General features: G+C 70.8%; 13 protein-coding genes and 2 riboswitches. Of the genes, 7 read left to right on the plus strand and 6 right to left on the minus strand.

What is annotated here, in order from left to right:
* From cobC to JWN68_RS18940, 6 genes are all read left to right on the plus strand, one after another.
* Window positions 1-1,754: Rv2231c family pyridoxal phosphate-dependent protein CobC (gene cobC, locus JWN68_RS18915; RefSeq protein WP_297741885.1), on the plus strand; the 1,754-nt coding region annotated here is incomplete at its 5' end.
* Window positions 1,755-1,765: 11 nt separating this feature from the next.
* Window positions 1,766-2,806, plus strand: a complete 1,041-nt coding sequence (gene cobT, locus JWN68_RS18920; protein ID WP_297741887.1) for a nicotinate-nucleotide--dimethylbenzimidazole phosphoribosyltransferase — start codon at window positions 1,766-1,768, stop codon at window positions 2,804-2,806.
* On the plus strand, window positions 2,806-3,570 hold the full coding sequence (locus tag JWN68_RS18925; RefSeq protein WP_297741889.1) for an adenosylcobinamide-GDP ribazoletransferase: 765 nt from the start codon (window positions 2,806-2,808) through the stop codon (window positions 3,568-3,570). The genes cobT and JWN68_RS18925 overlap by 1 nt, the downstream gene beginning before the upstream one ends.
* A complete protein-coding gene (locus JWN68_RS18930; RefSeq protein ID WP_297741891.1) occupies window positions 3,567-4,508 on the plus strand; it encodes a cobalamin biosynthesis protein in 942 nt (313 codons plus the stop codon). Before JWN68_RS18925 ends, JWN68_RS18930 begins: the two co-directional genes overlap by 4 nt.
* Window positions 4,473-4,624, plus strand: a riboswitch (cobalamin riboswitch). (Overlaps the previous gene by 36 nt.)
* A 33-nt stretch (window positions 4,625-4,657) precedes the next feature.
* Window positions 4,658-4,876, plus strand: a complete 219-nt coding sequence (locus JWN68_RS18935) for a CbtB-domain containing protein (RefSeq protein WP_297741893.1) — start codon at window positions 4,658-4,660, stop codon at window positions 4,874-4,876.
* A gap of 92 nt (window positions 4,877-4,968) precedes the next feature.
* On the plus strand, window positions 4,969-5,766 hold the full coding sequence (locus JWN68_RS18940; protein ID WP_297741895.1) for a CbtA family protein: 798 nt from the start codon (window positions 4,969-4,971) through the stop codon (window positions 5,764-5,766).
* 4 nt (window positions 5,767-5,770) lie between these two features.
* On the opposite strand, the gene JWN68_RS18945 is transcribed toward JWN68_RS18940, so the two are convergent.
* The 6 genes from JWN68_RS18945 to cobN are packed head-to-tail and all read right to left on the minus strand — an operon-like array spanning window position 5,771 to window position 13,504.
* Window positions 5,771-6,451, minus strand: a complete 681-nt coding sequence (locus JWN68_RS18945; protein ID WP_297741897.1) for a (2Fe-2S) ferredoxin domain-containing protein — start codon at window positions 6,449-6,451, stop codon at window positions 5,771-5,773.
* On the minus strand, window positions 6,448-6,972 hold the full coding sequence (locus JWN68_RS18950) for a bifunctional adenosylcobinamide kinase/adenosylcobinamide-phosphate guanylyltransferase (protein WP_297741899.1): 525 nt from the start codon (window positions 6,970-6,972) through the stop codon (window positions 6,448-6,450). The genes JWN68_RS18945 and JWN68_RS18950 overlap by 4 nt, the downstream gene beginning before the upstream one ends.
* On the minus strand, window positions 6,969-7,688 hold the full coding sequence (locus JWN68_RS18955; RefSeq protein ID WP_297741901.1) for a cobalt-precorrin-6A reductase: 720 nt from the start codon (window positions 7,686-7,688) through the stop codon (window positions 6,969-6,971). The genes JWN68_RS18950 and JWN68_RS18955 overlap by 4 nt, the downstream gene beginning before the upstream one ends.
* Window positions 7,685-9,163: a cobyric acid synthase gene (locus tag JWN68_RS18960; protein ID WP_297741903.1), complete on the minus strand. Its 1,479-nt coding sequence runs from the start codon at window positions 9,161-9,163 to the stop codon at window positions 7,685-7,687. The genes JWN68_RS18955 and JWN68_RS18960 overlap by 4 nt, the downstream gene beginning before the upstream one ends.
* Before the next feature lie 7 nt (window positions 9,164-9,170).
* Entirely contained in the window at window positions 9,171-9,902 is a 732-nt protein-coding gene (cobF, locus tag JWN68_RS18965) for a precorrin-6A synthase (deacetylating) (protein ID WP_297741905.1), read from the minus strand.
* Window positions 9,899-13,504, minus strand: a complete 3,606-nt coding sequence (gene cobN, locus JWN68_RS18970; protein WP_297741907.1) for a cobaltochelatase subunit CobN — start codon at window positions 13,502-13,504, stop codon at window positions 9,899-9,901. The genes cobF and cobN overlap by 4 nt, the downstream gene beginning before the upstream one ends.
* Before the next feature lie 35 nt (window positions 13,505-13,539).
* A riboswitch (cobalamin riboswitch) is annotated at window positions 13,540-13,669 on the minus strand.
* A 7-nt stretch (window positions 13,670-13,676) separates the two neighbouring features.
* On the opposite strand from cobN, the gene JWN68_RS18975 reads away from it, so the two are divergent.
* The gene (locus JWN68_RS18975; RefSeq protein WP_297741909.1) at window positions 13,677-14,276 is read left to right on the plus strand and encodes a histidine phosphatase family protein; all 600 of its coding nucleotides are present in this window, start codon (window positions 13,677-13,679) and stop codon (window positions 14,274-14,276) included.
* Window positions 14,277-14,625: the final 349 nt, after the last annotated feature.

Below are 14,625 nucleotides of genomic sequence, written 5' to 3' on the forward strand. Positions count from 1 at the left end.
CGCTGGTCGGGCGGCTCGGCGAGCAAGTGGCGAAGTACCTCGACCTCGACGGGTTGCTGGCGGTCGCGCGGTCGGCACCGGAGCTCGACGCGTTGCCGTGGGATCCGACCTGGGAGATGCGCCGGGTCCCTGGGGGACCCGTCATCGCGGTCGCGGGCGGACGGGCCTTCACCTTCCGCTATCCCGAGACCGAGGAGCTGCTGGCTGCAGCCGGCTGCGAGGTTGTGGCGTTCGACCCGCTGGTGGACCGCGCACTGCCCGCGGGCACGCAGGGGATCTACCTCGGTGGCGGCTTTCCCGAGGTGTACGCCGCTGAGCTGGCCGCCAACCGCAGCCTCATCGACGACCTGGCTGCCGCAGTTGCAGCCGGCGTCCCGACGGTGGCCGAATGTGCCGGGCTGCTCTACCTCACCGAGACCCTCGACGGCGTCGAGATGGCTGGTGTCGTCCCGGTCAGTGCCGAGATGAGCGACCGGCTGACACTCCGCTACCCGACCGCGACGGCGCTCACCGACTCGCTGCTCACCAGGGTTGGCGAGCAGGTGACCGGGCACGAGTTCCATAAGACATCGGTCGCCAGTGACGGTGACGCGTGGGAGATCGACGGAGTGCCCACCGGTTTCTCGACCGCCACGTGGCACGCGTCCTACCTGCACGTGCACTGGGCAGGGCACCCGGTGCTCGCCCAACGTTTTGCGGACGCAGCGAACAAAGCTTCCCCGCACATCTCGATGGTCGTCGACGTGCCACTCGCCGAGCCGCTCCGCCATCACGGCGACGCCGAGGCCGGTGGCGGGCTCCTCGACTTCGCGGTCAACGTCTACGTGGGGGAGCGACCGGTTTGGCTCGACCGCGCGCTGCACGCGTCGATCGTCGACACCTCCTATCCGGACGCGGCGCCGGCGCGGGCAGCAGTGGCGCGGCACCTCGGCCGGCCTGTGGTCGAGGTGTTGCCGACCGCGGGCGCCGCCGAGGCATTCACCCTGATCGCCCGCCAGCCCTGGCGGCATCCCGTCGTGGTGCACCCGCAGTTCACCGAGCCGCACGCGGCTCTCGAGCAGGCGGGCCACGTCGTTGACACCGTGTTGTGCCGCCCCGACCTCACCCTGGATCCATCGGAGATCCCCGACGGCGCGGACCTCATCGTGATCGGCAATCCCACCAACCCGACGGGAGTCCTCCATCCGGCATCGCTGATCCGGAGTCTGCAACGCCCGGGTCGACTCGTCGTGGTCGACGAGGCCTTCATGGACGCCGTACCCGGCGAGGTCGAGTCGCTCGCCCGCGAACGACTCGATGGTGTCGTCGTCATCCGCAGCCTCACCAAGCACTGGTCGATCCCCGGCGTCCGGGCGGGCTACCTCGCCGGCGACCCACTCGCGATCGAGCAGCTCGCGCGAGTCCAGACGCCGTGGTCGGTTGCCGGAGCCGCAGTGGCAGCCCTCGTCGAGTGCTCGACCGCTCGGGCCGCGGACGAAGCCAGGGACCGCGCGTTCGCGATTGGCCGCTGGCGCGACCACCTCGTCGCCGGCCTGACCGAGCGCGGTATCGAGCACGTCCCGTCCTCGGCCCCGTTCGTGCTCGCCCGCCTCGGAGGCGCTCGGCTGTCCCTGCGTGATGCCGGCATCGCCGTGCGTCGTGCGGACACGTTCCCCGGCCTCGACTCCACCTGGGCGCGGATCGCAGTGCGACCCGAGCCCATGACGCACCGACTGCTTTCCGCCCTCGATCAGATCCTCCAGCCCACCTCGTGAAGGACCCCGCCATGGCCTACGTGTCCGCGCCCTCCGATATCGCCCGCACCCACGCCACCAAGCGGCTGGCCTCGCTCGCCACCCCGCCCGGCGCTCTCGGCCGTCTCGGCGACCTCGCCGTGTGGGTGGCAGCCTGCCAGGGCCAGGTGCCGCCCGTGCCCGTCGACAACGTCCGGCTCGTCATCTTCGCGGGCGACCATGGGGTCGCCGCCCATGGCGTGTCGGCGTTCCCGCCCGCGATCACCGGCGCGATGGTCCGCACGTTCCTGTTCGGCAAGGCGGGCGTCAGCGCCCTGGCGTCGGCCCACGGCGTCGCCGTCCGGGTGCTCGACCTCGGTGTCGACGAGGACTTCGACGACCTCGACGAGGGGGTCAGGGCGGCGCTGACGGCGCACAAGATCCGCCGCGGCAGCGGCGCCATCCACCTCGAGGACGCGCTCACCCTCGACGAGACGCGCGCCGCGCTGGCTGCAGGGGCCGCCGTCGCGCGCGAGGAGATCTCCGCCGGTGCCCAGCTGCTGATCAGCGGTGACATGGGTATCGGCAACACCACCCCGGCCGCGGCCATGGTCGCCGCCGGCCTCGGCCTGCCCGCCTCCGAGGTCGTCGGCCGCGGCACCGGGATCGACGACGCGGCGCTGCTTCACAAGTCGGGGGTCATCGACGCCGCGCTGGCCCGTGCCGGTGCCCGCACCGGGGACCCGATCGAGACGCTTGCCGCGCTCGGCAGTGCGGACCTCGCGGCGAGCACCGGCTTCCTGCTCGCCGCCGCCCAAGAGGGCCGACCCGTGCTGCTCGACGGGTTGATGAGCGTCGCGTGCGCGTTCACCGCCGACCGCATCGAGCCCGGCGCTATCGGGTGGTACGCCGCAGGCCACCGCTCGACCGAGCCCGCCCAGTCGCTCGCGCTGGCGAAGATGGGGCTGGAGCCGCTCCTAGACCTCGGTCTGCGTCTCGGCGAGGGCTTGGGCGCGGTCGCGGCCGTTCCCGTGGTTCGTAGCGCTGCCGCGCTGCTGCGCGACGTGGCGCTGCTGTCCGAGCTCGTGCCCTGATGCTCGACGCCTGGCGGCTCGCCGTCGGGACGCTCACCGCGGTCCGGGTGCGACCGCCGACGACCGTCGACCGGCGGCGCGCCTCGGCCGCGATGGTGCTCGCGCCGGCCGCGGTCCTGCCCCTCGGTGCCGCGGTCACCTGCGTGGCGCTGGCCGGTCACTGGCTGCAGCTTCCTGTCCTGGTCATCGCGCTGCTCGCGATCGGCGCTGTGACCCTCGGCAACCGTGCCTTCCACCTAGACGGGCTCTCGGACACCGTCGACGGACTGGCTGCCTCCTACGACCGTGAACGGTCGCTGCTCGTCATGAAGTCCGGCACGTCCGGGCCGGCCGGCGTCGTGGCGATCGTCCTGGTGCTAGGGATCCAGGCCGCGGGTTTGGCGAGCCTACTCTCCCTGCCCGACTGGTGGCAGGCCGCGATCCTGGCCGGCGTCGCGGTGTGCGCATCACGCTCGGCTCTCGTGGTCTGCTGCGCGCGCGGTGTCCCGGCAGCCCGGGCGGACGGGCTCGGGAGCACCTACACCCAGACCGTGCCCGTCCCGGTGACCGTGTCCGTCTGGGCCCTCTCCGCGGTCGTCCTTGCAGTCACCGGCGCGTGGGCCGGTCTCGAGTGGTGGCGCGGAGCGCTCGCTGCCTTCGTCGCGCTCGCCGCAGTTCTCGCTGTAGTCGCGCGAACAACCCGTCGCTTCGGCGGCGTCACCGGCGACGTGTTCGGCGCGAGCATCGAGGTCGCGCTCGCCGCGATCCTGGTGGCGCTCACATGAAGTCCCGCGCTGTCGGTCTCCTGCTCGGCTACACCGCCGACCGAATGCTTGGTGACCCGAGACGTTTCCACCCCGTCGCTGGCTTCGGCACCACGGCGGCAGCGGTCGAGCGCGTCCTGTACGCCGACTCGCGGACGCACGGCGTCGCGCACACCGCGCTCCTCGTCGGTGGCGCGGTCGCGTTCGGGGTGGTGCTCGAGCGACGAGGCCCGCCGCGGGTCGTTGCCACGGCCATCGCGACGTGGGCCGTGCTCGGCGGGCGTTCCCTCGAACGGGAGGCGGGCGCCGTACACGGTCATCTGATCGCCGGCGACCTGCCGGCCGCGCGCCAGCGACTCACCCACCTGGTCGGCCGCGACACCGCACTCCTCGACGAGTCGGAGGTCTCGCGCGCCGTCATCGAGTCAGTCGCCGAGAACACGTCCGACGCCGTCGTCGCGCCTTTGGTGTGGGGGGCGCTGTGCGGCATTCCGGGACTCCTCGGCTATCGCGCGGTCAACACCCTCGACGCGATGGTCGGTCACCGCAATGCTAGATACCAGAGTTATGGGTGGGCCTCGGCGAAGCTGGACGACCTCGCCAACCTGCCCGGATCGCGTCTCTCCGGCCTCCTCACCTTGGTGGCGGCGCCGCCGCGTGCGAAGGTCGCAGCCTCGACGTGGCGCCGGGACGCGGCCGCCCATCCCAGCCCCAACGGTGGACTGGTGGAGTCTGCTTTCGCGGGCGCGCTGGGCGTCCGGCTGGGCGGCACCAACACCTACTACGGCGACCGGATCGAGGATCGCGCGGTGATGGGGGATGGACGCGATGCCCGGGCCGACGACATCGTGCGATCCACTGTGCTGGCGCGTCGGGTAGGAGCTTTGGCGGCCCTGACATCCGTGTTGATTTCGCTCCGTGGCGGGCTGCTCACACGCCCAAGCCGTCCGCTAGGGTGAGCACCAACGACCACTAGGAAGCCGGTGGAATTCCGGCACAGTCGCGCTACTGTGACATCGCTTCAGCCTCAGGGTTGATCGGTGGAGTCAGACCCGATTGGTCGTCCAAACCCATCAACCAGGGACGCACGTATCCCTGAGGAGGACACATGTCGCATTCTGTTGCGGCACCGGTCGCCGGTGCCCCCGCTCTCCCCACCATCCCGCTCCGGGAGCTCGCCCCTTGGGCGCTCTTCTTCGGACTGCTGGGAACGCTGGTCATCTTCTTCGTGAGCGCCGACCAGGGCGCTGTCTCGATCCCCGCGGGCACTGCGATCCACGAGTGGGTCCACGACGGGCGTCACCTGCTCGGCTACCCCTGCCACTGATCCTTCAGTAGCACCCCTTCTCTCCTCTCACTGTCCGGTGAGCGCTTGAGTGCGCCCGGTGAGGTCTTGGCGACCCCATGAACGGAATCTTGATGAACGCACGTGCATTTCTGGTCCGCGGCCTCCTCGCCGGCCTCCTTGCCGGCCTGGCAGCCTTCTTCGTCGGCTACCAGGTCGGTGAGCCTCACGTCGAGGCCGCCATCGCGCTCGAGGACGCCGGAGCGGCTGACTCTCACTCGCACGGCGAGGAGCCCGAGGCACACAGTCCCGCGGCTGACGAGGCCGGGGATGAGGAGGTCTTCAAGGTCTCTCGTGATACCCAACGCACCTGGGGCCTGCTCACCGGGAGCCTCACCATCGGTCTCGCGTGGGGCGGCCTGCTCGCGCTGGTCGCCGCCGGCACCCTCGGACGGATCGGCCGGTTCCTGCCCGGTCAGTCGACAGCCGTGATCTCGCTGATCGGCTTCGTGTCAGTGGCTCTCGTGCCGTTCCTGAAGTACCCCGCCACCCCCCCGACCATCGGCAGCGGTGACACCATCGGTCACCGAACCGCCCTCTACTTCAGTTTCTTGCTGCTCTCCGTCGTCGTCGCCGTCCTTGCGACGTACGCCGCCTGTCGCCTGCGTGAGCGGATCGGGACGTACGGCGGTGTGATCGCTGGTATTGCGGCGTACCTCCTCGTCGTGGTCGTGGCCGCCCTGGTATTCGCGCCGGTCAACGAGCTGGGTGACTTCCCGGCCGACACGTTGTGGTCCTTCAGGCTCTCCTCGATGCTCACGCTGGCCACCATGTGGGGCGTGCTCGGCGTGGTGCTGACCGGCCTGGTGTCGCGGCTGTACGCGCGGGAGACCGCCGTCGCCCAGCGCCGTGAACTCGCCGCCAGCCTCTGATCTTTCAGCGAGGGAGCCGGTGGCTCTCGATGGGAGAGCCACCGACGAGGTGGCCGGTGACGATCGCACGCGCGGCGGCGGGGTCGACGTTGCCGTACCAGACGTCGTCGGGCTGGACGCTGACGACGGGAGCCTGGTTGCACGGGAACTGGCAGCCGGTGTGCGTGACCAGCACGTCGTTGTCGTCGAGCCTGGCCGCCACCATCCCGAGGACCAGCGCACGCATCGTCTCGTCGCCGCCGAGGGCGGTACAGCGCGGCCCGCGGCAGACGAGCACCTGGCGGCGGTGACCGGTCACGTCCTCCCAGGCGGCCGAGGTCAGCCCGGGCTCGGTGCCGGAGATCGGCTTGCGGTCGCGCAACGCGGCGTCGAGGTCGGCCGAGGAGAGCGAGGTGACCAGTCGGGTGGCGACGTCGAGAGTCGGTCGGGCCCCGGCTCGGTCCCGGAACCAGTGCCCGGCGATCCGGCGCAGCCACGAGTGGGCGGGGGCGAGCGAGCCGAGGTTGACGCCGACCAAGGTGATGACGTCGGCGCCGGCGTCGGCCAGTCGGGTCAGTTCGATCGAGAGCGACGGGTCGCCCATCTGCAGGAACGCGACGGTCGCGCCACGGTCGCGCGCCGCGGCCACCAGGTGGCCGCGTCGGTCGACGTCGCTGACGGACATGCCGACGAGGACGAGGTTCACAGCCGGAGCACCCGTCCCGCTATCACGAGGTGCACCTCGTCGCAGGCCGTCGCGATCTGCTGGTTGACCAGTCCGAGCAGGTCGCGGAAGACACGGCCGGACCGGTGGGCGGGTACGACGCCCAGCCCGACCTCGTTCGTCACGAGCACGACGTCGTCGCGCCCGGAAAGGACGGCGACGACTTGTTCCAGCAGCTCGTGGACGACCGGCGTGACCGACTCGGAAGGCGCGTCCCACAGCTCACGCGAATCGAGCACGCCCGTCAGCCAGGTTCCGAGGCAGTCGACGAGCAGGGGGCCCTCGCGCCGAAGGGCCGGGGCGAGGTCGCGCGTCTCGATCGTTCTCCACGACAAGGGCCGGCGTGCCTGGTGCGCTGCGATCCGCGCGACCCAGTCGGGGTCGGGATCCTCGTCGGCGCTGGGGCCCGGCGCGACGTACGTGACGAACGGCGCGTCGGACAGCAACGACTCGGCATGCCGCGACTTGCCGGACCGGACTCCGCCGGTGACGAGGACCTTCATGCCAGCTCCTTCACCCAGGCGGCGGCGTCTGCGACGTCGTGGACGGTGCGGACTCCGTCGGGTCCGGGTGGGCGGCGTACGACGACGACCGCAACGCCGAGTTCGGCGGACGCCTCTAGCTTCGGCCAGGTGTAGGTGCCGCCGGAGTCCTTGGTGACAAGCACGTCGGTGCCGTGCTCGCGCAGCAACGAGAGCTCGGAGGAGAGCGTGTAGGGCCCTCGCGAGGTGACCAGCTCCCAGGGCGGGGGCAGGTCGAGGTCGGGTACGTCGACCACGCGCGCCAGCACCGGCAGGGTGCCCAGCGCAGGAACGAAGCGCGCGAGCTGCTGCCGCCCGACGGTGAGGAAGGGACGGCCACCCAGGGCCGCGGCCGTCGACGCTGCCTGTGCATGCGTTTCGACGTAGTGCCACGCCGGGTCCGGCGGCCACCCCGGCCGTTCGAGCCGCAGGAGGGGGAGGTCCGCGCACGCGGCGGCCGCGTTGGTGGTCATGCCGAGCGCGAAGGGATGGGTGGCGTCGATCACCGCGTCGTAGTCGGCCAGTTCGGCCCGCAGACCGGTGACACCGCCGAAGCCACCGATCCGCACCTTGCCGACAGGAAGCCGGGGCCGGGCCACGCGGCCGGCCAGCGACGAGGTGACATCCATGCCCGCATCGACCAGATGGGCGGCGAGCTCGCGTGCCTCGCTGGTGCCACCGAGCAGGAGCAGCCTCACGACGCACCTCCGGGAGGCAGGACCGGGAGAGCCGAAGGCGCGCCCTCGCGGGAGAGCTCGAGCAGGGCATCGACGTCGAGGTGCTCCTCCACGAGGTCGCCCAGCAGGTCGAGCCGACGCTCGCGCGCTTCAGGGAAGGACACCGACGAAGGTGCCAGCCCGAGCGCCGAGGAGAGGAAAGCGCGACGAAACCCATCGCCCTCCAGGCTGCCGTGCCACATGGTTCCAAACACAGCCTCAGCCCGGGCGCCCCCGAGGAACGACTCCCCTGAACCGACGGTGGGGCGGCCGTGGTGGATCTCGTAGCCGGACGCGGGTGCGCCCAGCGCCTCCCCGACCGGAAGACGCAGGATCTTGTCGACCGCGAACTCGGTGCTGACATCCAACAGGCCGAGCCCGTCGACCGAGACGCCCGGCTCGCCCTCGACCCCGTGCGGGTCGGCGATACGACGACCCAGCATCTGGAAGCCGCCGCAGATGCCGAGCACAGGTCGACCGCGCTTCGCGTGCTCGACGATCGCGCGGTCCAGCCTGCGGGAGCGCAGCCACGCGAGGTCGCTGATGGTCGCCCGCGTGCCCGGCAGGACGAGCAGGTCGGCATCGGCGAGGTCGCGTGGGCTCGCAGCGAAGACCACGTCGAGGCCAGGTTCGAGCCCAAGGGCGTCAAGGTCGGTGAAGTTGCTGATCCGGGGCAGCCTCACCACGGCCACCTTGCGCGCGCCGCCGTGGACTCCCCGCCGGCCGTCGAGGTCGAGGGCGTCCTCCGAGTCGAGCCACAGCGAGGGGTCCCAGGGCAGCACGCCGAAGACGGGTCGACCGGTGAGCCTCTCCAGCGAGTCCAGTCCCGGCGACAGCAGGTCGACGTCGCCGCGGAACTTGTTGACGACAAACCCGGCGATCAGCTGCTGATCGGCCGCGGACAGCAGTGCCACGGTCCCGAACATCGACGCAAAGACACCCCCGCGGTCGATGTCGCCAACGACGACGGTGGGCAGCCCGGCATGTCTGGCGAGCCCCATGTTGACGTAGTCCCCGGCGCGGAGGTTGATCTCAGCCGGGCTGCCGGCTCCCTCCGCGACGACGACCTCGAAGCGCGCCGACAGGTCGTCGTACGCCGCGTGCGCGGCCCGCGCCAAGTGCCGTCGCCCGGATTCCCAGTCGCACGAGGAGACGACGCCCGCCGGGTGCCCCATCAGCACGACATGGCTTCGGCGGTCGGAGCCGGGCTTGAGAAGCACCGGGTTCATCGCTGGCTCGGGCGTCACCCGAGCCGCGAGCGCTTGCACCCACTGGGCGCGCCCGATCTCGGACGCAGTGCCGTCCGCCGCGACGCAGACCATCGAGTTGTTCGACATGTTCTGCGCCTTGTACGGCGCCACGCTGACCCCGCGGCGAGCGAAGGCCCGGCACAGGCCGGTGGCCACCACGCTCTTGCCGGCATCCGAAGTGGTCCCCGCCACCAGCAGTCCGGTCATGGGGTGCTCATGCCGGTGCTCGTAGCAGGTGGACGTCCATCACCCAGCCGGCTGACTCCTTCGCCCGGGCGCGGGCAGCGCCGAGCTCGCCGAGCACCTCGCCCACGCGGCCGGCGACGAGCTCCTCCGAGGGGGTGCCGAGATTGGCGCCCCACCAGATCGTCCAGTCCTCGAGCCCGGCGAGGTCGAGGGACGAGGTCAGCATGACCAGGAGGTTGGTCTGTCCTGCCGAGACGTCGTCGCGCAGCCGCCGCGCGGTGGTGATGTGCACGGGCGCACCCACAGGGTGGAGCACGATGCGGTGCCGTGCAGCGAGCAGCTGCGGTGCGCTGATGCCGGGGAGCACGTCGTAGTCGAGGGGGAGCCGCGTCGCGAGCTCCTCGACGATGCGGAGGGTCGAGTCGTAGAGCGACGGGTCGCCCCACACGAGGAAGGCTGCCTCACCACCGCGCTCGCGCAGCACTGTCTCGTATGCCGCAACGCGGGCCGCGTGCCACTCGCGCACCGCGGCGGGGTAGTCGACCCCGTCCGAGCGGTCCCGCTCCGGGTCCGCGACGGCGACGAGCTCCACGCCGTACGCCCCAGCGACGACCCGCCGGGCGGCGAGCAGGCCGTCGTTGTCCCCTTTGTCCGCAGCCACGACGTAGTCACACGCCCGAAGGACGTCAGCCACCTCGGGCGTCACGTGCTGCGGGCCCATCCCGATACCCAATATCCTGACCCTGCTGCGGCCTGTCACTCACGATCCTCGATGTCACCCTCGACCTCGAGGTATACCTGCTGCATGGCCGCCATCACGCCCGGGTCCGGCTCCGCCCACAGTCCACGTTCGGCGGCTTCGTGCAGGCGCTCGACGATGCCGCGCAGCGCCCACGGGTTGGAGGTGCGCAGGAAGGCCTGGTTGGTCTCGTCGAGGACGTATTCACTCGCCAACTTCTCGTACATCCAGTCGTGCACGACCCCCGCGGTGGCGTCGAAGCCGAAGAGGTAGTCGACGGTTGCGGCCAGCTCGAAGGCACCCTTGTAGCCGTGTCGCTGCATCGCCGCGATCCACCGCGGGTTGACCACGCGGGAGCGGAAAACCCGGGCGGTCTCCTCGGCCAGGGTGCGGGTACGGACGGCGTCGGGCGAGGTCGAGTCGCCGACATAGGCCTTGGGGTTTGTACCGGTGAGCGCACGCACCGTCGCGATCATGCCGCCGTGGTACTGGAAGTAGTCGTCGGAGTCGGCGATGTCGTGCTCCGCGCTGTCGACGTTCTTGGCCGCCACCTTGATCCGCCGGTAGTTGGCGCGCATGTCGTCGGCAGCCGGTGCACCGTCGAGGTCGCGACCGTAGGCGAAGCCGCCCCAGGCCGTGTACACCTCCGCCAGGTCCCTGTCGTCGCGCCACGAACCCGACTCCACGACCTGCAGGATGCCGGCGCCGTAGGACCCGGGCTTGGACCCGAAGATGCGCGTCGTGGCGCGGCGCTCGTCACCGTGCTCCGCCAGGTCAGCGCGGGCGTGGGCACGGACGTAGTTGTCCTCGTCCGGCTCGTCGAGCTCGGCCACCATCCGCACGGCGTCGTCGAGCATCGCCACCACGTGCGGGAAGGCGTCCCGGAAGAACCCCGAGATCCGCACCGTGACGTCGATGCGCGGCCGACCGAGCTCGGCGAGGGGCACGACGACCAGATCACGCACCCGCCGCGACTCGGCGTCCCACTCGGGGCGTACGCCGAGGAGGGCGAGCACCTCGGCGATGTCGTCACCGGACGTGCGCATCGCGGAAGTGCCCCACACAGACAGCCCCACCGATGCGGGGTAGGAGCCGGTCTCGTCGAGGTAGCGCTGGATCAGCGAGTCGGCCATCGCCTGACCGGTCTGCCACGCCAGTCGGGAGGGCACTGCGCGCGGGTCCACGGTGTAGAAGTTGCGCCCGGTCGGGAGTACGTTGACCAGTCCGCGCAGCGGCGAGCCGCTCGGACCGGCGGGCACGAAGCCGCCGTTGAGAGCGTGTAGCACTGCAGTCAGCTCATCGGACGTGCCGGCTAGTCGGGGCACGACCTCGGTCGCCGCGAAGGCGAGTACCCGTTGGACGTCGGGGTCCTCGTGCACGTCGAGGGCAGCAGCCGGGTCCCAGCCCGACTTCTCCATCTGCTCCACCAGGCCACGCGCCTGCGCCTCGAAGACGTCGACGTCTGCCGAGGTGGCCTGCTGCACGTCGATGAGGCCGAGGGCCGAACGAAGGCCCGGGACCGCGTTGCCGACCCCGCCCCACACCTGGGAGGCGCGCAGGATCGCGAGCACCAGGTTGACCCGGGCCTCGCCCACGGGTGCTTCGCCGAGGATGTGCAGGCCGTCGCGGATCTGGGCGTCCTTAATCTCGCAGAGCCAGCCGTCGACGTGGAGAATGAAGTTGTCGAAGTCCTCGTCGTCGGGTCGCTCCTCGAGGCCGAGGTCCCGGTGGAGCTGGGCCGCCTGCATGAGGGTCCAGATCTCGCCCCGGACGGCTGGCAGCTTGGCCGGGTCCATCGCCGCGATGTTGGCGTACTCGTCCAGCAGCTGCTCGAGACGGGCGATGTCGCCGTACGCCTCGGCCCTGGCCATCGGTGGCACGAGGTGGTCGACGATCGTGGCGTGGGCGCGGCGCTTGGCTTGCGCGCCCTCGCCCGGGTCGTTGACGAGGAACGGGTAGATCAGCGGCAGGTTGCCCAGGGCGGCGTCGGTGCCGCACGAGGCCGAGAGGGCCGCGTTCTTGCCAGGCAGCCACTCCAGCGAACCGTGCTTGCCGAGGTGGACGACCGCGTCGGCACCGAAGCCGCCGTCGTCGACGGTGCTCCCCAGCCAGCGGTAGGCACCGACGTAGTGGTGGCTCGGTGCGAGGTCGGGATCGTGGTAGATCGCGACGGGATTCTCCCCGAAGCCGCGGGGCGGCTGGATCAGCAGCACCACGTTGCCGGCCTGCAGGGTCGAGAGCACCAGCTCGCCGTCGTCGTTGACGAAGAGGCTGCCGGGCGCCGGCCCCCAGGCGTCAACCATCGCGTCACGCAGGTCGGCCGGCAGGCCTTGGGTCCAGGCGTCGTACGCCGCAGCGCTGATCCGCACGTGGGCGTCGGTCAGCTGACCTGACGTCAGCCACTCCTCGTCCTGGCCGCCGGCCGAGATCAGCGCGTGGATGAGCGCGTCGCCTGCCTCAGTGTCGGTGCCGGTCCCGTCGAGGATTTCGAGCACCCGGTTGTCACTGCCGAGGTCGTAGCCGGCGTCACGCAAGCGTCGAAGCAGCCGGATCGCCGAGACGGGAGTGTCGAGGCCGACGGCATTGCCGATGCGGGAGTGCTTGGTGGGATAGGCGGACAGCACCAGCGCGAGCTTCTTCTCGGCGTTGGGCACCGACCGCAACCGGGCGTGCCTGACCGCGATGCCGGCAACGCGCGCGCAGCGCTCAGGGTCGGCGACGTAGTGGGGGAGGCCGTCGGCGTCGATCTCTTTGAAGGAGAAAGGCGCGGTGATGATCCGGCCGTCGAACTCTGGGATCGCGATCTGGGTCGCGCAGTCGAGCGGGCTGACGCCGTCGTCGGAAGCCTCCCAGTCGGCCCGACTGCCCGTCAGGCAGAGCCCCTGGAGCACCGGTATGTCCAGGGCCGCCATCCGCGCAACGTCCCAGGCCTCGTCGTCGCCGCCCGCGCTCGCGGTCGACGGCACGCTGCCGCCGGCCGCCAGGACGGTCACCACAAGGGCGTCGAGGGTGCCGAGCTCGGTGTAGAGCTCATCGGGTGCGGCACGGAGGGACCCCGCGAAGATGGGTATGCCGACGGCCTGACCGGTGGCGTCGACGGCATCGGCCAGGGCATGCGCGAAGGCGGTGTTGCCGCTCGCCTCGTGGGCTCGGTAGTAGAGCACTCCGATCCGCGGGAGCGACGCGTCGCCGACTGGCCGGGCGGCGTACCCCCACATGGGGAGCACGGCGGGCGGGTCGAACCCCTCGCCGGTCAGCAGGATCGTGTCGGAGAGGAAGGCGTGCAGCTGGCGCAGGTTCTCCGGACCGCCCTCGGCAAGATAGCGATGAGCTTCGGCGGCGATCCCGATCGGCACCGACGAGCGCTCCATCAGCTCGGCGCTGGGCTGCTGCTCACCGCCGAGGACCACAACGGGCATCCCGGTCGCGGCGATCCGAATGAAGCCGGAGCACAGGTCCTGCGGCGAGCCGAGCAACCGACCGACGACCAGGTCGCAGCCCTCGATCACCTCAGCCATCGACTGGTGACCCGGTCGGGCGGGGTTGGCCAACACGTAGTCGGCGCCGGAGGCCCGAGCGCTGAGCAGATCAGTGTCGGAAGTCGAGAGCAGAGCGATGCGCACAGCGGGCGTTCCTCCTCCGGGGTTCTCGCCCCGTCTATCGGTGGGATACCCGTGGCCAGTGTCTGGCTGCACCCGACCGCGAGGGTTGGGGTGTCACAGTGGCGGAACCGCCCCGGAGTCGCACCGGGTTCCTGCACCATGGGCACCGTCAGCGTAGTGGAGACTGTGACCCGTGCACCCGTCGGTCTACCTCGTCAGGCACGGCGAGTCGGAGTGGAACGTCCGGCGTCTGACCCAAGGACAGACGAAGCATCCCCGGTTGACCGCAATCGGCCGCGAGCAGGCCGCCGGCGCCGCCGACGCGATCGCGGCAGACCTGGCGCGGCTCGGCCTGCCCGCTCCTCGCCTTGTCACCAGTGATCTGGTTCGGGCCGTCGAGACCGCCCAGATCGTGGGAGAGAGGATCGGGCTCGTCCCCGAGCTGGACGCCCGCCTCCGCGAGCAACACCTCGGGGAACTGGAGGGTCGCAGCTACGAGGACTCGTGGGCGCGGGCCGAGCTGCACGACTGGTCGGACCCCGAGCTGCCGCTGGCGGGTGGTGAGTCGGTCGGGCAGGTGCGCCGCCGCCTGGCCGCAGTCCTGGCGGACCTCGCTCCTGGGACTCCCACGGTGCTGATCAGCCACGGCGACGCGATCCGCTCCGCGCTCGCGCACCTCCTCGGGCAGTCGATGACGGACACGCCCTGGGTCGAGGTGCAAAACGGTGCCGTCGCGAGGTATGGCAGTGGCGAGGTCGGGTGGCTCGCGCAACTAGGGTTAGAGGGCCGCTAGCGTGCCCTCACCCGGGAGGCGACGTACCCCGAAGGCCAGGTCGCAGAGATCGGGTGGCTCCGGGTCCGCTGATGATCAACCAGCTAGCGACGGACGCCTGACGACTCTCTTACGTGTGGTGAGCTCTCACATTGAACCCATTTCCGCGTGTCGGTGCCGACGGCCAGGACGTGCCCGTCAGTGCGGAGGCACTCGCTCGGAACCACGCCGAGCCGTTCCCTAAATCGCCCTGGGTCTGATGGAGGCTCGGGCTATTGGATTCCGACCAAGGGTTGGTCGGTCCGTTTCGTAGCGTAGAACGTCTCCTCGAACTCTGCTGGTGGGACGTCGTCGAGGTAGCCGTGCAGCC

This window comes from Nocardioides sp., assembly GCF_025964975.1.
Classification (GTDB): Bacteria; Actinomycetota; Actinomycetes; order Propionibacteriales; family Nocardioidaceae; genus Nocardioides.